At 53.3% G+C, this 20,594-nt stretch carries 14 protein-coding genes; 5 read left to right on the plus strand and 9 right to left on the minus strand.

What is annotated here, in order from left to right; all coding sequences use genetic code 11:
• Positions 1-479: 479 nt before the first annotated feature.
• From ABD937_RS23905 to ABD937_RS23945, 3 genes are all read right to left on the minus strand, one after another.
• Positions 480-890 (minus strand): ATP-binding protein, encoded by a 411-nt coding sequence (locus ABD937_RS23905; protein ID WP_425185810.1) that lies wholly within the window; start codon positions 888-890, stop codon positions 480-482.
• Between the two features lie 21 nt (positions 891-911).
• Positions 912-1,169, minus strand: a complete 258-nt coding sequence (locus ABD937_RS14475) for a hypothetical protein (protein ID WP_345256468.1) — start codon at positions 1,167-1,169, stop codon at positions 912-914.
• Between the two features lie 255 nt (positions 1,170-1,424).
• On the minus strand, positions 1,425-1,682 hold the full coding sequence (locus tag ABD937_RS23945) for a hypothetical protein (protein ID WP_484489538.1): 258 nt from the start codon (positions 1,680-1,682) through the stop codon (positions 1,425-1,427).
• On the opposite strand from ABD937_RS23945, the gene ABD937_RS14480 reads away from it, so the two are divergent.
• The 3 genes from ABD937_RS14480 (at position 1,662) to ABD937_RS14490 (ending at position 6,986) form a co-directional block, all read left to right on the plus strand.
• Positions 1,662-1,928 (plus strand): hypothetical protein, encoded by a 267-nt coding sequence (locus ABD937_RS14480; RefSeq protein WP_345256469.1) that lies wholly within the window; start codon positions 1,662-1,664, stop codon positions 1,926-1,928. The two genes, ABD937_RS23945 and ABD937_RS14480, sit on opposite strands and share 21 nt — an antisense overlap.
• 958 nt (positions 1,929-2,886) lie before the next feature.
• A complete protein-coding gene (locus tag ABD937_RS14485) occupies positions 2,887-6,345 on the plus strand; it encodes a PAS domain-containing sensor histidine kinase (RefSeq protein WP_345256470.1) in 3,459 nt (1,152 codons plus the stop codon).
• A 233-nt stretch (positions 6,346-6,578) separates the two neighbouring features.
• Positions 6,579-6,986, plus strand: a complete 408-nt coding sequence (locus ABD937_RS14490; protein WP_345256471.1) for a response regulator — start codon at positions 6,579-6,581, stop codon at positions 6,984-6,986.
• On the opposite strand, the gene ABD937_RS14495 is transcribed toward ABD937_RS14490, so the two are convergent.
• The 6 genes from ABD937_RS14495 to ABD937_RS14520 all read right to left on the minus strand — a co-directional run bounded on the left by ABD937_RS14495 (position 6,983) and on the right by ABD937_RS14520 (position 13,877).
• Positions 6,983-8,116, minus strand: a complete 1,134-nt coding sequence (locus tag ABD937_RS14495) for a sensor histidine kinase (RefSeq protein ID WP_345256472.1) — start codon at positions 8,114-8,116, stop codon at positions 6,983-6,985. The two genes, ABD937_RS14490 and ABD937_RS14495, sit on opposite strands and share 4 nt — an antisense overlap.
• 170 nt (positions 8,117-8,286) lie before the next feature.
• Complete coding sequence (locus ABD937_RS14500) at positions 8,287-8,742, minus strand: response regulator (protein WP_345256473.1); 456 nt, start codon at positions 8,740-8,742, stop codon at positions 8,287-8,289.
• A gap of 401 nt (positions 8,743-9,143) precedes the next feature.
• Entirely contained in the window at positions 9,144-9,575 is a 432-nt protein-coding gene (locus ABD937_RS14505) for a response regulator (protein ID WP_345256474.1), read from the minus strand.
• A 112-nt stretch (positions 9,576-9,687) separates the two neighbouring features.
• Positions 9,688-10,101: a response regulator gene (locus ABD937_RS14510; RefSeq protein ID WP_345256475.1), complete on the minus strand. Its 414-nt coding sequence runs from the start codon at positions 10,099-10,101 to the stop codon at positions 9,688-9,690.
• Between the two features lie 106 nt (positions 10,102-10,207).
• Positions 10,208-13,303: a sensor histidine kinase gene (locus ABD937_RS14515; protein WP_345256476.1), complete on the minus strand. Its 3,096-nt coding sequence runs from the start codon at positions 13,301-13,303 to the stop codon at positions 10,208-10,210.
• A complete protein-coding gene (locus tag ABD937_RS14520) occupies positions 13,245-13,877 on the minus strand; it encodes a LuxR C-terminal-related transcriptional regulator (protein WP_345256477.1) in 633 nt (210 codons plus the stop codon). Before ABD937_RS14520 ends, ABD937_RS14515 begins: the two co-directional genes overlap by 59 nt.
• Positions 13,878-14,173: 296 nt before the next feature.
• On the opposite strand from ABD937_RS14520, the gene ABD937_RS14525 reads away from it, so the two are divergent.
• Positions 14,174-19,576 carry a beta strand repeat-containing protein gene (locus ABD937_RS14525; RefSeq protein WP_345256478.1) on the plus strand — a complete coding sequence of 1,801 codons (5,403 nt, stop codon included), beginning with the start codon at positions 14,174-14,176 and terminating at the stop codon, positions 19,574-19,576.
• A gap of 190 nt (positions 19,577-19,766) precedes the next feature.
• Complete coding sequence (locus tag ABD937_RS14530) at positions 19,767-20,534, plus strand: DUF3891 family protein (protein ID WP_345256479.1); 768 nt, start codon at positions 19,767-19,769, stop codon at positions 20,532-20,534.
• The last annotated feature ends 60 nt before the right edge of the window (positions 20,535-20,594 follow it).

A 20,594-nucleotide genomic window follows, 5' to 3' on the forward strand; every position in this document is an offset into this window, starting at 1 on the left:
TTGCGTTCGTAGGGATGAATTAAGTCCGATCGGCTCATTTTAGCGTTACTTTGTCTACATATCATGCGAAGAATCACGCTTGTTTTTCCCTCTCTGGCTGACCTTGCTGAGTGTATGTTTTATGTGGGGTAAGCCAGCCCCGCATAGCATACGAAAAGATCACCTTTACGGCCGAACTCACAGGCGATCAGATTAAGAAAGCCGCAAAATACCACGGCGTAATTGACGGTGCCACAGATTTCACCGAATAGAAAACGTTTTGCTTTAGGCCTTGGCTCTAAGGTCAGCGACAATCTGGTAGAGTCTAGTCAGTTCCTCGCTGATTTTCGCTAGCTCGGTTGCTTTTGCGCCATTCCGTAGCGCAACAGTAAACTCTTTTTGCTTTTTGATCAATAGATTTTGCATTCGCACTATCTCTCGAATGGTATCGTTTGAAGGCGTCATCACGGTATTCGTTGGTCGTGGAAAGGATGCGTAAGTTAATACGATCCAAGTGTAATGATGAGTTCGTTTTCCACCATTGGGATTTGCAGTTTTATCCTAAGTCTCAAAATCACACATCCAATAACTCTGAGATCCCGGCATCTTTTCCAAATATGCTGCTCCAGGCAGAAACAGCGTGGACAGTTTATACTACAACCAGTTCGTTGAACACTATACTCCTCGCTGATCGCCGGTTTGGAAAAACAGATGGATCGCTGCCCACCGCCCGGTGCATCTCCTACTTCGATCCTTCCACCGTGCAAATCCATTACCCGCCGAACAATGGAGAGTCCGATACCACTTCCGGAGAACCCTTCATCCGAAGCGCCCCGCTGGAAGGGGTTGAAGATGCGTTCCCGGTCTTCGGGAGCGATGCCGACGCCGTTATCCGAAACATTGATGCGCACTCTTCCGTCTGCCTGTTCCCCTTAGATCCGCACCCCAGACCGCCCTTTGACAAATTTGAGTGCGTTGCCGATCAGGTTGTGAAAGACATGCACCAACAAGGCACCGTCGGCCATGATCGAGGGTAAGGCTTGTTGGAGGACAACCGCATCTTTCTCCGCTATCTTAAGCTCCAATAGATCGAGTGCCTCACGTAATGGCGTGCCCGGATCAACCGGATGGAGCGGCAGCGGGTCTTGCAGGGAATAGAGCGGCAGCAGATAATTGATCAATGCCTGCATCCGTGCCGCCGATGCCTGCGATCGTGGTCGGACCGCGATCTTGGTCTCAGGTTTTCCCCTTCTGTGCGCAGCGCCCTTTCGGTAAACATGCACACTTTGCGCAGGGGCTCATTCAGGTTGTGCGAGGCTACCAAGACAATGCATGCAGGTTTTGATTGGCTGCCTCCAGGCGGCGCTCGGCCTCCCGGCGACGCGCGATCTCGCGTTCCAGCTCCACGTTTGTTCGCTGTTGAAAGAGTTCGGGCAGGGTCCGCATCAGATGGTATACAGTATAGCCAGGCTGATAAGGGCCGTAGCCATCCGTATGAAGACGTTAAACTGGTACATCGGCACCCAAAAAATCAGGGCATCCAGGAAGTGCGTAGTCCCGCACAACACGATAAAGGCTGCAAAGTACAGGTAGGCCCTGGTATACTTCAGCGTCGCTTCCTTGGTCGTCAGGTAATTCAGTATTAGAGCGATCTGCGCGGCTGGATCTATATCCTCAGCGAGTTGCTTATCTGGACCGCCTATTTACTGATCCCGCTGATCAAAGGCATGAACGGTTACGATTTTATCCGTTCGATGCGGAGTGAGCAACGCTTTTCGGAGCTGCCGATAGTGGTGTTCACCAGCTCGGCACAAACTTCCGATGAACTGTTCTGCGCGGACTATGGCGCCGATATGATCACAAAGCCAGGCTCCATCATGGAGAACGATTCCATGCTGGACTGGCTCCTGGCGGAAAAACTGGCCACTACTCGATATCATAAGGAATAGAGCAGTATTCCTGCGGAAGCCCTGTCACCATCAAAGCCCTTACGCTGCCCCCCGCCAGACAGTTTTAGGGCGAAAAAATCCTGACCGCATTTCGATATATTGCCTTTTTCCCTTTCGCAAAGGGCGGGTTCGCAGGAGCGGGTAACCGAATTTTTACCTCCCTAACCGGCGCATGAAGCGCAAAAAACCGTGAATCAGTTCAAGGAATTGATAAGGGGCCTGTTCAGCACCTCTGAGTGGACACGTGCAGGGCAATGGCCAGGAGCAGGAGTGGAGTCGGGCGCCCGCATGCACGCAGCAAGCGCAGCACGCCCCCTTTGCCCTCGAAAATGCCGGTACAGAGAAAGGAGGCCAGCAGGGGTCTAATCCGCCAAGCGCATGCTGTAAGGGTAATGGAGCTGTTGTATTAATACCAATAACGGGACCATAGAGCGGTAGCCAGATGATCCAGCTGAACAGGTACGCGAGGAAAAAATAGGCCAGGAGTTGCTTCGTAAACATACCTTCAGGATCGTTTTGACGTCTCAGATAACAATGGGCTTTGGAGTGGCATAGTAACAGCAGAAAGAAATATAGGACAAATGCTGCCAGCACGCAAAGTGCTCCGATCTTTGTGACGACCGTGTAGGGCATTCAAGAGAAGCATAGAGTCTGTGCCGTTATCGCTTCTCTGCTACTCTATTTTAGTTGCTTCTAATACCAAGACCGGGAGTGCGACTACATTAGTCAATAAAGCACGGAGAAGGAGAAATTTAGGGGTTGGCAACCTTATAATTGTTTAAGTAAAGCCTCGCATAGAGGTCTATAATTAAGACAATTTCGTAGAAATCGCGTTTTGAGCAATGCATCATGCTTCTGATGTTTTAGCGCAGAATAATTAATTTTAGCGGGAAGTCAGTTCTTGTACTTATGGTTTTTGCTTCTGTTGCACATTTGCAAATCAATCTCAGTGTCAGTTATGTTGGACTCGAGTCTTTCGGATAAAATTGATCAAAAGCTTCTTTCCGTGTTCAACGCTGCAGGTGTCGGCACCTGGGAGTACGATCCTGCCAGCAATCAGGCACATTGGTCGCCGTTAAGCCGGGAAATGTTTGGATTATTTTCCGACCGGCCAATTAGCTACGCAGATTGGGCCGCCGCGGTGCATCCCGATGATTTCGAAAGGGCAGAAAAGCAAGTTCATGTTGCACTTCGGGAGTCCGGCGTCTACGATGAGGAATACCGCACTATTGGTATCGAGGATGGAAAACTTCGATGGGTGCGTTCAATCGCCAAAGTTGAATTCGACGCAAATAAGAAGCCGGTGCACATGGCCGGAATACTTATTGAAACCACCGGGTCACGGATTCGCGAAGCAGTAGTGGACCGAAGCGACGCCCGGATAAAGCTGATCGCCGATACCATGCCGCAACTGGTATGGACAACGCTAGCAGACGGCTTCCATGATTTTTACAATCGTCGCTGGTACGAATATACCGGCCTTACCTACGAAAAAACGAAAGGGGAGGGCTGGAACGCCGTGCTTCATCCGGACGACCGGCAGCGTGCCTGGGAAGTATGGAGCCGTTCGCTGCAGACAGGTGCCGATTACGAGATCGAATACCGGTTTCGCCGCTTCGACGGAATTTACCGCTGGTTTCTGGGGCGCGCCCTGCCGCTGCGCGACGAAAAAGGAAACATTGTGAAGTGGTTCGGCACCTGCACCGACATACATGAACAGAAAATAGTGCAACAACGGCTGGAGGAGAGCCGGGAGGAGATGCATGCCCTGGCCAATGCGATGCCTCAACTGGTGTGGATGGCCCAGCCTGACGGGACCGTCAGCTATTTCAATGACCGGATCTCACTCTATGCCGGCGCCAAATGGAAGGCTGATGGTACCTGGACCTGGGAAGGCATTATCCATCCGGATGATCTGGAGCGAACGGTCGCTGCCTGGGGCAAAGCGGTGCAGAGCGGGAAACCGTACGAAATCGAATACCGGCTCAGGATGGCCGGAGGCGCCTACCGCTGGCATATCGGGCGCGCAGTTCCACAGTTTGATTCGGCCGGCAAACCGGTGAAGTGGTATGGTACCTGCACCGACATCGAAGCCAACCGGGTGGCGACCGAGAACATGAAGTTGAGCCATGAACGTTTTGAGCTGATAGCAAAGGCAACGCAGGATGCGATCTGGGACTGGGACCTGCTGAGCGACAATATCTGGTGGAACGAGGGCTTCCGCGCACTTTTCGGATATAGTGAAGAAGAGATCGAGCCGACAATCGTATCCTGGTACAGCCGGGTACATCCCGATGACAAGGAGCGGGTAGTGGGCGGGATACATGAAGTGATCGACAATGGCGGCAGCCATTGGTCAGCAGAGTATCGGTTTTGTAAAAAAGACGGAAGCTATGCCGTCGTATTCGACCGGGGTTACGCCTTACATGATTCCAACGGAAAACCATACCGCATGTTGGGATCGATGCAGGACATTACCAATCGGAAAAAAGTCGAAGCGGGCCTTGCTGAAAGTGAAAAGCGCTTCCGATCGCTCGCAGAGAATGCCCCCGATCTGATCACACGCCACGGCAAAGACTTTCGATATTTGTATGTTAACTCGAAAATAGAAGCCCTGACGGGGATTCCGCCCCAGGACTTTATCGGACAATCCTATTACGACTTGCCGATTCCTCAGGAACTATGTCCGGTATTTGATGAGCACCTTGCCCGCGTGTTCCGGAGCGGCGAGCCCCATGAGATGGAGTATATGGCGATGACGGGCCAGGACATTTACCTGTACTCGCGCCTGGTGCCTGAGTTCAACGGGGCTGGTGACGTTGAATCCGTTCTGGTTATCACCACCGACGTTACGGAACGAAAGAAAGTGGAGCGGGCTATCCGGGAGAGCGAGCAGCGCTTTCAAAACCTCATTAGGGAAGCCACAGTGGGCATTATTGTGTTGGAGGGACCCGAGATGCGGGTAGGGGTTGTGAATGATGCATATGGTAGGCTCATCGGCCGGAAAGCCACCGAGTTGGAAGGAAAACCGCTATTCTCGGTTATTCCGGAAGCAGAAAAGGCGTTCGCCCCCTTGATCAATGGCGTTCGGGAAAGCGGCAACCCACTTTATCTATATGGTCAACCTTATAGTGTTTATGACGCCGATAATGTAACAATTAGCGGTTACCTCAACCTCGTGTATCAGCCTTACCGAAACGAAAGCGGCGAGACAGTGGGCGTGATGGTGCTTTGCAACGACGTTACCGAGCAAAAACAATCGGAGCGGGCTTTGAAGGAAAGCGAGGAACAGTTCCGCACGCTCGCGAATTCTATCCCACAACTGGCCTGGATGGCAGATGCAGATGGGTCGGTATACTGGTACAACGAGCGTTGGTACGAGTACACCGGTACTGCCTTCGACGAAATGCAGGGCTGGGGCTGGGAAAAAGTGCACCATCCCGATCACCGGGAACGCGTCTCAGATTTTGCCCGAAAGACCTGGGCTGGCTCCGAACCAGCCGAGATTACCTTTCCCCTACGTCGGCACGACGGCGTGTACCGCTGGTTCCTGACGCGTATTTTCCCGCTCAAGGATGCGGATGGCAGGGTGCGGCAGTGGTTCGGCACAAATACCGATATCACTGATCAGAAGCAGACGGCCGACCTTTTGGAAGAGAAAGTGCGGGAACGTACTGCTCAATTGGAAGCTCGCAACCGGGAGCTGGAGCAGTTTACATACGTATCGCACCACGACCTCCAGGAGCCGCTGCGTAAAATCGTCCTGTTTTCCGATATGGTGCGCAACGAGGAAAAGGAAAAGCTTTCAGAAGCATCGCGAAATCGACTCGATCGCGTAGTAAGTGCGGCAAAGCGGATGAGTGCGGCCCTGCGGGACGTACTGGATTATGCCAGCCTTAGCAAGCCCGAAGTATTTGTGCCGGTAAACCTGAATGAAGTACTCGCAGGCGTCCAGACCGACCTCGAATTGGTTATATCGGAAAAGGGCGCTGCAATTGAATCGGTTGAGCTTCCGGTTATTGAGGCCCTGCCGCACCAGATGCAGCAACTATTTCATAACCTGTTGACCAATGCGCTGAAGTTTGCAAAGCCGGGCGTAGCGCCACGAATTGCCATTTCCAGCCGTTTGCTTTCATCGGAAGAACGGTCCTTGCATCCCGAACTGCCCGCAACCGGATTGTTCTACGAAATATCGGTATCCGATAATGGAATTGGTTTCAGTCCTGAGGCAAGCGAGAAGATTTTCCTGCTTTTTCAACGCCTTCATAGCAAGGGTACTTATCCCGGGACCGGTATCGGGCTCGCGCTGTGCAAAAAAGTAGTGGAAAACCACTGCGGTAAAATCTGGGCAACGGGACGAGTTGGAAGCGGAGCGGTGTTTTATGTGCTCTTGCCGGCAACTCAGAAAACCTGTTGATATTCTCCCGCTTGTAGCCGAGACCTCGCTTTACGGCTTGGGAAAGTTGGAAAATGTTCAAGGGTGAATGCGTTGGCTATTTTAATAGAGAGAAGAGTTAGAACCCGCAATGAGCAGCAGCGGGTTGTTGAAAGAAACACCTTTAAGGATGCAACTAATAACACTATTTGTGTGTTAGCAGGAAGGGTCTATTGCTTTTGATTAACTTCGGTATACCAAAACTTCTACTATACATGGCCGATCAGAAGACAATCCTTCTTTTCGACGATGATCCCGATGATCTGGAAATGTTGGAAGAGGCTATCCTGAGCCTTTATCCGCAGACCAGTATCCATGCGGTAACCTCGTTGAGCGATTTCTGGTCCTGCCTGGAGCGGCTTTCGCGGCAGGGCCTGCCTCACCTGATTGTATTGGATTTCAACATGCCCGGTGTTACCGGCGCTGATGTCCTCCTGTTACTTCGCCGCTCCCGGAGGTACCGGAACCTGCCGACGCTGGTATGGAGCACGTCCAGTTCAGAAGCGCACCGGAGCGCCAGCCTGCAAAGCGGCGCGTCGCATTATTTTGTGAAGCCGGCATCTTTTCCGGATATGGTGCAGCAGGCAAAAACCATGTTGACATTCTGTGAATCAGACGGTTAGCCGCGGTTTGGTGCTTGAATGCTTGCTTTTTTGAAGAACAAGTGAATCGCGGCTCCGCCTCCCGGTGCGTCCCCCACCTCGATTGTTCCACCATGCAGGTCCATCACCCGCCGGACGATCGAAAGCCCGATGCCGCTTCCGGAGAAACCCTCCGCTGAAACGCCGCGCTGGAACGGGTTAAAAATACGTTCCCGGTCCTCCGGGGCAATACCTACTCCATTGTCGGAAATGGTAATGCGCACTTTGTCGCCCATAGTCTCGCCGGAGACCCGGACCTCCGGTCGTCCTTTCACGAACTTGAGCGCGTTGCCGATCAGGTTATGAAAAACGTGTACTAAAGACGCCCGGTCGGCCATGATCGCCGGCAGGGACTCGAAGGTGACGTCCGCTTTCTGCTCCGTAATTTTCAGGTCGAGCAAATCAAGTGCTTCCCCTAAAGGCGCAGCCGGATCAACCGGACTCAGCGGGGGCGACTCTTGCAGCGAGTAGAGAAGAAGAAGGTCCTTTATTAAGGATTGCATCCGTACCGCCGAGGCCTGGGACCGTTCCAGGTCCAACCGTGATTCCGGTTGCAGGCTGTCACGCTCGGTAAGCAGCGCCCGCTCAGTGAACATCCGCACTTTGCGCAGGGGTTCTTGCAGGTCGTGCGAGGCGGCCCAGACAAAGGCCTGGAGATTCTGGTTGGCCGCCTCCAGCCGGCGTTCAGCTTCCTGCCGGCGGGCGATTTCCCGCTCCAGTTCGATATTGGTTCGTTGTGTGAATAATTCGGGAAGGATCCGCATGAGGTGATAAACCGTTGCCATACTGACAATCGCGGTAGCCATTCTTATAACAGCATTAAGCCGGTACATCGGGATCCAGAACATCAGGGCGTCGAGGAAATGCGTGGCGCCACATAAGAGGATAAAAGCCGCAAAGTAGAGGTAGGCCCGGTTGTACTTTAGCGTCGCCTTCTTATTGGTTAAATAGTTAAGAATGATCAGTGGGATCAGGAAATACGCGGTCCAGATCAGCAACTCGCTGATGATATAGATCCAGCCATGAAGCTCGCTCCAATACCCGCAATTCCAGCGTGGCGGCCACTCGGAGGTGCTGAACAATCCCCTGATGAATTCCTCAAATTGGTTCATGATTGTTACGCCAATGGCGTCGGTTGTGGTGGTGAGAACTTTATGGTTCGAGCATAAGAACGGTGTTGCCTGTCTGAATTGTCTTCCCCGATCGCGTTACACACGGTTGGGCAAAAACAGCATGTTGGGACTGCTCGGAGCGAAATAGAACGTAGTATAAAAAGTACCCGTCAACTTCCCTTCGACCAAAACCCTTGGATACGTTCGCGTAGCGCTGGCTCGCAAAAACGCAGCATTTGTCGTAATACGATGTCTCGTTGCGTTAAATTCAATGGCTTCGTGATAAACCCGGCGTTTAGCCGCTCCGCCGCGATCACTTCATGCGGCATCGTGGATGTTGTATAAAGAACAGCAGGTAAACCAGCCCAACGGGTATCCCGGCGCAGGGACTCTAATATTTGCAGACCCGTGCGACCCGGCATGTTTTGATCCAGCACGATCAGGCTCGGCTCTTCTGCATCCTGATAATACAGTTCGGATAAGTGTTCCAATAACGCGTCACCGCTGTTGAAAAGCCGAAGCTCGATCAGGTGCCGGCAGGGTTGCAACCATTCTGCCATTAACTCGCGATCGTCGGCATCGTCATCTGCATATAAAACCACGTTTTTTGTGCGGGCGCGCGTCATGTGCTCAATTTTTGAAGACTGTAAATCTAAATCAGAAAAACAATAAATGTTCAGTCTTCGTTGGAGGTGCCGCGTTTTGTGTCGTCGTCCAGGCCACGGACCCGAATTTGGGAAAGATAAGGGTCGATTATGGAACTATCGATCGATGTCCGGATTGCGTTTACTTCCACCCGGTAAAACTCATACCGGATCTCTGCATAAAATCCGAAAAGCTGTAAAAGAACATAGTAGTATCCCTCGTGCTTTCGCTTGCCGATATAGGTTGCCGAGCTGTGAAGGAGCGCGATTTGCTCTTCCAGGCTAAGGCGGTCGAAATCATCGATTTGTATTGACTTTTTCGTCATCCGGGCAAATGTCGGGGATTTGCTTTTAAGCGGCAAAGAGGAGCTTCGTCCTATGGGTCAATGAAGCAGATTGGCGTCCGGGTGCCGGGCGATCTTCCAGTATCGTAAAATCATATCGACCATTTCGCAGAAATTGGCAAATGTAAGCGGTTTGGTAAAGTAGCCTTGGGCGAGATTTTCATATGCCTGAAGTACCTCGTCGGAATGGGTGCTCGTTGTCAGGAACACAAAGGGGATGCTCTTGCGGAGCAAGCGCTTATCATTGTTGATTACAGCTTTGAGTTGCGCTCCGGTCATTCCGGGCAGGTTCATGTCGGAAAATATCAAGAAAGGTTTTTCCCGTGTCGTCGACAAATAGTCCAATGCGCTTGGTGCGTCATTAAAACAGTGCAGTTGATTCGGCACCCTTAGCGTTTTTAATACTTCAATCAATAAATCCCTGTCATCTGAATCATCTTCAATAATCAGGATCGGTCCTGTTCGTGCCATGCGTTTATCAATAAAGAAAATAAAACTGTGCCATTTTCAAATACAGTTCAAATAACCCAGCGCAGTTTCACTTGCTTATTCAGTCGTCTGCGGAAACTGCCGAACACCTTTTCTATCTGTCATTTTCCAGGTAGTTAGTTAGTTTTTCTTCTAAAATCCAATCAAGCATCGAATCGATTTCCGGAATAGAATTCGGCTTTGTAATCATGTCAACACCATAGTCTGCGCAAAATTTTTCGTCCGAAGCTTGCGCCGAACTGGTAAATACGACAATCGGCAAGTTTGCAAACCGGTCTTTATTGCGAACGGCACGAATAAATTCATATCCGTTCATGCCTGGCATATTCAGGTCGAGCAGGATCAGGTGTGGGAAAGCCTCCACAGGTAGTGCCTCGAGGACTGTCCAGGCGGTGGTGCCCCCGGCGAATGGTTCTATTTTAATCCGGGGCGCCTTTGTTCGCAGGCAGGCGGCAACCAGTTCGCGGTAGTCGTTATCGTCTTCTATATGGTAGATTAGCTTGGTCATTCTGTTAGTTATGGTTTTGGGTGCTTATTGGCTGCAATATCGATTATTGCCAGTTATGAAATGTAGTGCACGCCCTACGCATTTACTGGCAGCCGCCCGCTCGCGGTTATTGAACGCCCGCGCTAAGGTTGTAAAAATGTATCAACACTCTACTCCCATTTCCTTCAAAACTCTGTACCCGGATGCCACCCTTCATCTGGCGCACGAAATCCTTGATCAGTATGACGCCGAGTCCTTTTCCCAGGTTGTCTGTTTCTTTATAACGCGCCGTCTGCTTTTCTTCAGAGACCAACTGCTGACGCACCGAATCCGGCATGCCAATGCCATTGTCGGAAACGGATAAAGAAAAAATGCCACCACTGTACTGGCAGGCAATATCAATATTCGAAGCCTGGGCATGCTGTATGGCGTTGAGTACAAGGTTGTAAAGGATTACCTGGAGGGCATCTTTATATTGAAAAACGCGCTCCGTGCAAATCATTTCGGCCGTAACCAGCTGGCCGCGGCTTTCGGCGATCGGCTTTAACAGCGACTTTACATGGTTTATGACATCCCGCACCTCAAAAAATTCGGGCACCGTGCGCACTTGCTGGTGCTGCGATTTGATCCAGTTGAGCAGGTTGACGGAAAGCAATTCCAATTCGAGCGAGGTGTCATTGATAGAATCGACAGCCTTTTCGCGGAGCGTGGGGTCAAGCGAACGGGCATTTTCTCGCATCATGGTCGTAGCCTGGTGGATGTAGCGTAATGGTGTGATGATGTTATGCCCAATCACGGAGATCAACCGGTCTTTGAGCGCGTTTGTCTCCGAAACGATCTTTAGCTGCTCTTCCAGTTGGTCGTTTTTCTCCTGAATCTGGACTGTTCGTTCCGAAACCAGGGCTTCGAGGTTTCGTGTGCGTTTACGAATACGCGCCGTCCTCCAGAACACCATCAATACCACAAGCCCTATAACCGAAACACCCCAAAGCATCAGTGCCCAAGGACGAAGGTACCAATGCTGCGCAATCCGGAATGGGATTGCCAACAGCTTCACTTCATTAGGGCCGACGCCATTGAATGTGCGCAATTCAAGCCGATAGGCACCCGGGCGTAGGGATGCAAAGCGAAAAGAGGCAGACCCCGGGTCGATGGGAATCCACATCGTATCTTTCTTCTCCTCAGGTCCACGCAGCCGGTACCAGGCATATTGATTTTCCGGTGTGCCCCAAAAGGGAAAAACGAGGTCCATCTGAACGGTCCGAACATTGGTAGGGATTTCCGGGTTCGCAGTTACGGCAGCTTGCCCGTCCGCTGCGATGCTCATTATAAGTATCTGCCCGGCCGGTGACGGGGCATAAAGGCTGTCTGGATGAAAGCGCACCGGGCCGTCAATGGCAGGAAGGCTGATCGAACCGTCGGGAAGAATCAAAAACGCTGGTAGGCAGCCACCGTTGAACTCCGTTCCGGTCAGGCCATCGGGTTTTCCCAGGAAATGATAATAGATCGGGATATTTTTTCCAACTCCGGCCTGCAGACTTGCACGCGATACCCGGAAAAGGCCATTGTTCGAGCTGATGTAGCAAAAGCCGCGGTTGTCGGTAGCAATATTATGGGCATATTGGAGATGTCCCATCTTATCGGTAGGCAAACGACCCACCTTTCCATCTCGCAATCCAAAGATCCCTTCTCCATAAGTGCAGATGAACAGCGTCCCTTTGTCGAAGAAAAGGTAGCGAACCTGGGCGTCTTTAGTTATCGGAACCAGCCACGTTTTCCCGGCCCGAAGGTCGACAAACCGGACACCATTTCCCTCACATATGGCGATGCGGCCGGGCGCCACTTCCGCCGTCCCAAGTTGAATCGGGGCTGTCAGATCGGTCGAAAAGCGCTGCACAGGGATCAGTCGCTCACCATCGAGTCGGTACGCCGTTCGCCGGCCAAGTATGAACAAGGTGTCGCCGGACTGATGAAACGTCACCCAGACGGGATTGTCCAGGGAATCCAATTCTTTGGTAGTCTGACGAACGGGGTCGTATCGGAGCAGTTTGCCATTCCGGGGTGTGGAGGCGTACAGGTAAGCGCCGGAACGAAAAAGGTTGACGGTTCCTGGAAAGGGCCGGGCGCTTCGCACAGCCGGTCCCGACCGGGTGAAAAGTACCCCGTTGCTGTTCAGGATACGGCCATCCGGCAGCAAGGCCTGCCCATAGGTAACCAAAAGATCTTTGCCAATAACGCTCATCCCATCGCCGCTCTGAAAAAGGCTTTGCGGCGTCAACAGATAGAGGCCATTATACCGGTCACCAATGGCGATCGGGCCATTCTCTCCCAGGTGGCGCAAAACGAAAGGTGCTGCCTGATCGGGAAGCAGGTAAGGAGACCGGGTGGCCACTAAACGGTCGCCGCCGAGCTGCAGGAAGTAGAGCCGCCCTTTGGATGCGGCCATCGGCATGGGCCGGTCGGTATCTGCAACAAACGAGAACGGAGTGCCGCCCGGTAGTCCCGAAACTTCGATCCGGTTCAATTGCAAGGTTTCCGGCCTTACTTCCCAAACCCGGTCTTCGCCAAGCACGAGACAGCGACCCGCCGCTTTAATGAATTGCACGGTACCCACTTTGGGTCCGAAGGCGCGGAATGAGCTCCGGGTACTCACATAAATCCGTCCAAGGTAATTGACAAGAATGGAATCACGGCGCGCATCCAGGGGAAGCATCCAGGAGGGGAGTAGCGGCTCCAGGCGCAGATTATTCATAATCCGGATCGCCTTGGAGCTGTCGGAAAAGGCAAAGGGGGGCGGGGCGCTGCTCAGGCTCACGGGACGGCCGGAGGGACGCATGCGCCCATTGCTGATCAGGAACGATTTATAGCCGTCCGCAAGCACGTAGATCTCGTGGCTCCGGCCGTGGGGCAGGATTCCGATCTGGTGCACACGCCCTTCATTAAAACCGGAATGCACAAAATGGTGTCCATCCCAGCGGCTCACGCCTCCTTCTGTGGCAACCCACAGGAGTTGCGTCGCCGACTCCCAGGCCAGGCCTTTCAAGGTGTTGGCAGGTAGCCCGTCTTCGTTGGTATAATGCCGTACGAAATAATCCTGCGCGCAAACGTTGCCCGGGAAAAACGCGGCCAGGATGACCATTTTGATCCAGGAAAGTGCCCGCATTTCAAAATGTAATTTGGTGCACAGCCGCTTTTTCCAAGAGATCTTTGTAAGAAAGAACATCGACTTTTTCGAAGATACGTGCCTTCAGCGTGCTTACCGTATTCTTATGAAGGTTGAGCGAGGTGGCTATTTGCCCGATGGTTTCGCCTTTGAGCAGGTAATGAAGCACTTCCAGCTCGCGCTGCGACAACTGTGAAAACGGGTTTGCCTGCGACACAGAGACGGGGTGTGCAACTCTTTGCGGCGCTGGCTCGAAAAGAAATCGTGCGAGTGTAGCTTCGATCTGCTCTTGTGAAGAGCCCTTGTGCAGATAATACTGAACGCCCAGTTTGTGCAGTACCGGTTCATACACATCTGCCGGAAGCATGCTGTATCCCATGATATTCAGTTGCGGGAAAAGTTGCACCACGGCCGGCAGAATTTCCAGCGAGTTCCCGTCCTTGAAGATCATGTCGATGATCAAATGGGTTGGCCGGTGTTGCCGGATCGCATTGATTAATTCCCCACAGGAAGAAGCTTCAACAAACTCAGACACCCCCATTTTTAACTGCAGAAGCATTTGTAGCCCCGTACGGACGATCGTATGATCGTCGGCCGATAGAACTCTTATTGATGCAACGTCTGTAATTGTCATCCTCACAAAATTGATGCATTTTCTTAACACATTGTGTAGTGCGAACACTACAGTGTTTTCAACTAGGAACTGCTAAGTTTGCAGCCTTATTCGAAGTACGATGTGTCTTGGGATCTCAGTGTTATTGCTTATTCACGAACAAAACTAAACACTTAACGATAGAAATTCCGATTTCATCGAGCAAAGGGTGCTTTTCGCCGAATTCAAGAAAAGGTTACCACTACATAATGGTCGCTTTTCCTGCTTCCGAAAACCCACCCAGGCCGATAAATAACAAACTGATCACACTATAGCTTATGAACAATTATTCCATCCGACCTCAACGCTACATTACGGTACTGGTGTTCCTGGCAGCACTTACCGTCCTGCTAACCAGCAGGGTGGCTGCACAAACCTATTTTCCGGGTAAAATCGTTCGCCCCGCCACCCTCGCCGGATCCCGGACCGTACTGGACCCGAACGGCGATGGTTTTGTTTCTGCCACTACAAGTGGCTATTTTGGCCAGGACGATGTGAGCGCTTCCAATAACGAGCTGCAGTATAAGCCGATCTATCCCTTTTTCATGGAGCCGAATTCCGACCTGCGCCGCGGGCCGGACAAGCGTTTTACGGATTATGTGCCGAGCACGATCGACAAGGCTTCTTATTATATGTACTATACCGGCTCCAATGTGCTCTTCCGGGTGCGGATGGGTTCGATCATCCCCGGAGCAAAGGGCTACAGCTACCTGATCGACATCGACGGTAAGTTTGGCGCGACGGGGCCGCTTGCGGATCCGAATTACCTGCCCCAATCTACTGGTGTCGGCGGCAACCCGGGGTTTGAGATCGAAGTTGATCTGTTCTCCCAGGCATCGCAGACCGGCATTGCCGTATACAATATCGACGGGAAGGACAAGCGCAACGATTTTCTGCCGGCCGTTTGGAGCGTGCAGAACTGGCTGGAATACTCCCAAGTTTCCATGGCCGCAACGTCGGATAACGGAGATCCGGACTACTACGTGGATTTCTATGTTCCGTTCAGTGTGCTGAGTGGCATTACGTTTGCCCCTCCGACGCTGCCGGCAAACATCACTACTTCGACTAACCTGCGCATCATCCCCACCACGGTGATGGCGCCCTTGCCCGCGGTGGGCGGTCCGAAGTCGGACATTTACGGCCTCCCGGATAATCTGTACCCCAACGCCAACGACGAGTATGTGGCGATGCTTGGCTCGATGCCGCCAATTTCCGTCAGCAACTTCGGATCTGGTGGATCCGGTCAAAGCACAACAGCTTGCACGGCCCCCCCGACGATCAATAAAGTCAGCAGCGCCAGCGCTACCACCACTGTCAGCGGCACCTGGACACCCAACAATACTTCGGGCGCCATCCGGACCAATGTTGTGATCACTGTGTATCGCAGCACCAACGGAGGGTCCTCCTACACTTCGGTTGGCACCACCACGGTAACGGCCGCCACGCAAACGAGCACCGTCAGCTGGTCGCTTTCCGGCGTTCCTGTTGCAAGCGGGAACCTGTATTATGCTACGGCGCAGGCGCCCGGCGAAAGTGCCTGTTTTCAGAGCGCGACGGCCACCGCCTCCAATTGCGCTACACCAATCCCGGCGCCGACTTTCGATGCTACCTGTAACACGGACATTACCGCCAACGATTTTTCCAAGGGCTTTACGTTTACGAATAAGCCCAGCACCTATGCATCCAGTTTCGCAAATATCGCCAACATCACCCGCGGTACTTCCGCTGCTCAGACGGCCGGTTCGGGTGTAACAGGTACCGGAAATATCGGCAACCAGAATAACCAGACCATTTCCAACCCGTTTGCGGAAACAGGCGGTACTGCTCCGAACGTAACCTGGACCTTTTCGGCCGGTTGCTCCGGCGGCGCTCCTCTTAGCTCGGGCTCTTACCGGATTTGGTACACCGACCCCAACGGCTGTGCCTCCAATGTGACCACGGCTTGCGTGGTGGGCAACGGTGGCAACCAGATGGCCGGAACCGGCACGAGCCTGGCCGTACCCACGGTGACTTCGCCTGCCAATGGGGTGCTTACGAGTACAACAACCTCCATTACAGTAAGCGCCACTAGAGGCTCCACGGTTACGTTTTTTCTAAACGGTGTGTCTCAAGGCACAGCGGTAGCCTCTGTTGGCGGCGTTTCAACGCTGGCTATCGGTACAATAGGCTCCGTAACTTTCACGGTACCTGCAGGCACCCTGAGCCTCAGCGACCGTGTCCGCTTCATTTCGGAAGTCAATACAGGCACGCTCAGCACCTCGTATTGTGGCCGTAACTCCGACCCGATCATCGTCAGCTGCTCGGCTGAAGCTCCGACCTTTACCACGAACAGCACCACAAACCTGCTCCAGCCCAGCAGCCCAGGCGGGTTTATCCAAGGTACATCTTCTTCGTTCGGGGGTACCGTAAGCATTTACAACAGCACGGCCCAGTCGACGGTACTGGGGACGGCCACCGTCGGCAGCACCGGCTCCTGGACCAGTACGGTTACGCCGGTAAGCGGTCAGAGCTATGTAGCTACGGTTACGGCCACCAACGGTTGTGCCTCCGGCTATTCGCCTGCGCTCCTTTACAACAACAGCACAACACCTTCTTCGCGTTGCACCGGCGCCGCCATCAGCAGCTACACCACCAGCTACCTGAACGGTACTTCCTATACCGGAGCCGGAACCTCGGTTTCGAATGGCCCTCCGACGTCATCCTCTTTTGCCATGAACGCTTTTGCGACGTCTGTGTCGGTATCCTGGACGGGTGCACTTCCGGGCGCTGGCCTGATTAGCTTGTATGAAGACGGCAACTTCGTGGCCTCTACGCGCGTGGCCGCCGGCGCAACAACGGCCGTTTTCAGCAATGGAACGGCTACCGGTGACAACCTTGGCTTTTATACGGGCACTACGGGGTCCACCTCGCCCGGCAATGTATACTTTACTATTTCCGATACGAGCACGACCTTGCAGACCTACCTGCCAGAGACTACTTGCCCGAATGTGGGTGTTGTAACCTGCCCGGTTACGACGACCACCCCGACGCTGACCGTCGCCAACTGCCCGACCTGTACGGCTACCGGCTCGTCGAGCGCGACCGTACCGTCGGGTGGTACCGTGACGTTTAAGCTCACGAATGTAACGCCCAACACGATCTACGCCCTGCGCAGCAGCACCGGAACATCATACTCAAACACGTATACCGTACCTGCCAACTTCACGGGTACCGAGATTTATCTGACCTCGTTCCCGATCACCGGAACCAGCGGTTCCACAGTGACGATCGAAGCGGTGGGCACCACGGTTATCGTCAGCAACAACGTTACGGTTTCCTGTGCCGCCACCAGCACCTCAGCTACCGTCACCCTGGGCACTGCAACCGGACTGAGCATCAGCGGCACTGTATTCAACGATGTAGACACTTATCCCAATATCGGCGGTACGCCTGTAAGCGCGGTGACAAATGCCGCTTTTGGCAACACGAGCCGGCCGCTCTATGTATACCTGGTGAACAGCTCGAATGTGATCCAGGCCGTCAGCACGGTGAGTAGCGGCGTGAACAACACCGGGAGCTATGTCTTTACCGGCCTTACGAGCGGTGCCACCTACCGGGTCATCCTGGATACGGTAAGCAACCGGGCTATTGGCGGAACGCTCACCACAGCATCCGTGCCATTCGGATGGGCAAGTACCGCAGAAGGTACCAGTGGCTCGGCTGGTGATGGCGCTGCAGACGGCATCACGACGGTATCGAACCTTACCGCTTCGCAGGTAGTTGATTTTGGTATCAACGGTATTCCCTTGGCAGCCACCGCTACTGCCACCCCCCAGGTGAACCCGGGTGGTACTACCTCGGTTACGGTTCCGGCTACGACCTTCTCGGGATCAGATCCCCGCGACGTAAACAACACGGGTCTTGTGGAGTATATTCGGATTACATCCTTCCCCTCCAATGCCACCTCAATTACCATCACCGGTAGTGAGAAGCGGGGCGATGCGCCGACTACAGTTACTTATTATCCTAACAGCGGGGCTATCCCCTCTGGCTGCGCGTCCTGCGCTGTTTTCCCTTCCGGCGGCGTTTACGTGCCGACCAATAGCACCGGCACACCCACCAACAGCAGCGCGGTGCAGGTAGATCCTGCTGCCGGAGCAGTCACCGTAGGCATTTCCTATGTGACGGTTGACAATGCGAATAAAGAGAGTGCTACGGCAACTGCCAGCCAGCCCTTCACGACGCTTGCCATTTCGGGTACGGTTTACGACGATTTCGATGGGCTTACCGATAGCCAGATCGACGGCGTGGTGACCAACGCCGCGGGTAAGCTGCGCGTCAATGCCATCATTGGTGGAAGCATTATAGGTAGCGCTATTGTAGCCAGCAATGGTACGTATAGCATTAGCGGTCTCGACGCCGGTACCTACACGCTGGTTTTAGACACTACCGGAACGAGCCAGAGCGCCCTGGTGCCGGCGGGATATGTGTTTACCGGCGAAGGAGCGGGTACGGTCTCCGATGGAACCGTTAATGGCACACAGTCGGTAACGCTCAGCACCAGCAATGTAACCGGCCGCAACTTCGGTGTTAACCAACTTCCGACAGCGGATTCCAAATTGTATACATTCAATCCGAATAATAGTCTTCCCTATGTGAGCTCGGTGTCGGTTGCCAGCACCGCCAATGGTGCGAATACCTACGCCGCCCGGATTGCGCTCTCGGGATACGCGTCGAGCGGCGCCGTACCCGGGGCGCTCACCGGTCTTGATCCGGACGGAAATGAAGGCAGTGCGCTGACCCTTCAGGACGCAATAGCAAACAGCTCGGTCATCATCGATCCGGCGACTTACGCAGGTACGCGATCCGGCAATGCCTACAGCAACGCCATCATGCCCGAGTATGCCGGAATCCAACTCCAGCCGGGAGGCTGCCAGGGTTCTGATATCGGCAATCCGGCCTGTGCCCTGTTCAACAGCACCACGGCCAAGTGGGAAATCCCGGCTTATGACCTGGGCCAACTCACGCTGCTGGTGCGTGACGGAGCCGCAGGAGTCAATTTCAGCTATTCGTGGAAGGACAAAGCTGGCAGCACCGGAACGGCCGCCACGTATGCACTGTCCTTCAGCACCCCACTGCCGGTACACCTGATCTCCTTCTCCGGCTCGAAGCGGAATAACCTGGCGGTGCTTCAGTGGTCGTCCGCGAACGAAGTCGATTTCCGTGGATATGGCGTGGAGCGAAGCCTTGACGGACGCAACTTCGGTTCCGTTGGCTTTGTCGGTGCCCGTAACGAAGCCGGTACCATGCGGTATAGCTTCAATGACGATCTGACGATGATCAGCACTACACGGGTCTTCTACCGTCTTAAGCAACTGGACCTGAACGGCAGATACACCTACAGCAATGTCATCAGTCTCGCGCTTGACCAGAGTGAAGCCCGCACTGAAGCGATCGTTTTGGTTAACCCCGTGCGTACAGCAAACGTGCAGCTGAAAGTTGAGAGCGCTGTTGCTGTTACAGCCCGGTTCACCTTGGTGAATCCTGCCGGGGCAGTACTGGCACAGTATGAATATCCCGTAGGGCAGGGTGTTAGCACCTTCAAACTGCCACTTCCCGGCTTTGCGGCGAATGGGATTTATCAAATCATTTCGGTCATTGGAGATACCAGGATCACCAATAAGGTTCTTGTGGACCGCTAATCGCCTTGGTTTCGGATGGATAAATGAGGCCCCTTCTACGGAAGGGGCTTCGCTTTTAAATAACGGTAAATAGTTGGCCGGCAATTCACTGGGATCGGATGGTTGCGCAATCGCAATAGCCGTTAAGACAAGGCAAATGACTGTTTCGATGAACCGGACGCAGCGGATATTTGTTTGTACCATTGAAGCTATGATTACAGTGTATAAACAGGAGGGGTGGCAGGTAGTGACCCAGCGCGCGCACGGTCTGTTGGCCGCACAGTTGGCCGCGAACTGGAATGCGGGTGAGCGCCCACCCCGCTGGCTCGAAACCATTCTGGCTATTGCGGAGCATGATGACGCTGAAAATGAGTTGGACGGAGAAACATTGCTGACACCGGCGGGCGGTCCCCTTCATTTCGCCATGAAGGCGTTCGATCTTGCCCACTGTCAAAAGCTGGCGATGATGAGCCAAACAAAGAGCCGTTATATCGCGCTGCTCACTTCGGTGCATATGCAGTTCGTCTATGCGGCCTTTGCACGCAAAGATCCGGAAGCCTCGGCATTTCTGAAAGAGCAACGAAAATTGCAGGCCTCCTGGCGAAAAGAGCTCGGGCTTTCGAAAGAAGAAGTCGGGCGTATTTACAGTTTGATGGAATGGTGTGATGCCTGTTCGCTGCTGCTTTGCAAGGGGGATCTCCAACCGGAGCAAAGAAAGGTAGAGATCAGCCGGGGACCGGACGGAGCGCTATACTACCTCACGCAGATTGGTGAAAGTACGCTAACGGTTGATCCCTGGCCTTTTGAGCTTGCACGCTTTGAGGTGCGGTATGAAAGCCGCACCATCGAGCAACTGGAATTCCGGTCTTCGGAGGAGTTCCGTAGCGCTTTTCTCAAGGCAAAACCGGCCGAAACCGTATGGGTATTTGAGAAAACTCATGCTGAAAAAGGAAAAAGCAGGAAGGTTGCGATCCTATAGACCGGCGCAACCGATCGGCGCTTTCGGTCAAGTCAGTAGCCGAATGTACCAGGCATAGCG

It is taken from the genome of Flaviaestuariibacter amylovorans, from assembly GCF_039541815.1.
Classification (GTDB): domain Bacteria; phylum Bacteroidota; class Bacteroidia; order Chitinophagales; family Chitinophagaceae; genus Flavisolibacter; species Flavisolibacter amylovorans.

What these genes read in the sequence shown, in the direction of transcription:
- ABD937_RS14475 (WP_345256468.1), bottom strand. Translation starts at nt 1,169, where the DNA reads ATGCAGGCATTGATCAATTATCTGCTGCCGCTCTATTCCCTGCAAGAC.
- ABD937_RS14485 (WP_345256470.1), top strand. Translation starts at nt 2,887, where the DNA reads ATGTTGGACTCGAGTCTTTCGGATAAAATTGATCAAAAGCTTCTTTCC.
- ABD937_RS14490 (WP_345256471.1), top strand. Translation starts at nt 6,579, where the DNA reads ATGGCCGATCAGAAGACAATCCTTCTTTTCGACGATGATCCCGATGAT.
- ABD937_RS14495 (WP_345256472.1), bottom strand. Translation starts at nt 8,116, where the DNA reads ATGAACCAATTTGAGGAATTCATCAGGGGATTGTTCAGCACCTCCGAG.
- ABD937_RS14500 (WP_345256473.1), bottom strand. Translation starts at nt 8,742, where the DNA reads ATGACGCGCGCCCGCACAAAAAACGTGGTTTTATATGCAGATGACGAT.
- ABD937_RS14505 (WP_345256474.1), bottom strand. Translation starts at nt 9,575, where the DNA reads ATGGCACGAACAGGACCGATCCTGATTATTGAAGATGATTCAGATGAC.
- ABD937_RS14510 (WP_345256475.1), bottom strand. Translation starts at nt 10,101, where the DNA reads ATGACCAAGCTAATCTACCATATAGAAGACGATAACGACTACCGCGAA.
- ABD937_RS14515 (WP_345256476.1), bottom strand. Translation starts at nt 13,303, where the DNA reads ATGTTCTTTCTTACAAAGATCTCTTGGAAAAAGCGGCTGTGCACCAAA.
- ABD937_RS14520 (WP_345256477.1), bottom strand. Translation starts at nt 13,877, where the DNA reads ATGACAATTACAGACGTTGCATCAATAAGAGTTCTATCGGCCGACGAT.
- ABD937_RS14525 (WP_345256478.1), top strand. Translation starts at nt 14,174, where the DNA reads ATGAACAATTATTCCATCCGACCTCAACGCTACATTACGGTACTGGTG.
- ABD937_RS14530 (WP_345256479.1), top strand. Translation starts at nt 19,767, where the DNA reads ATGATTACAGTGTATAAACAGGAGGGGTGGCAGGTAGTGACCCAGCGC.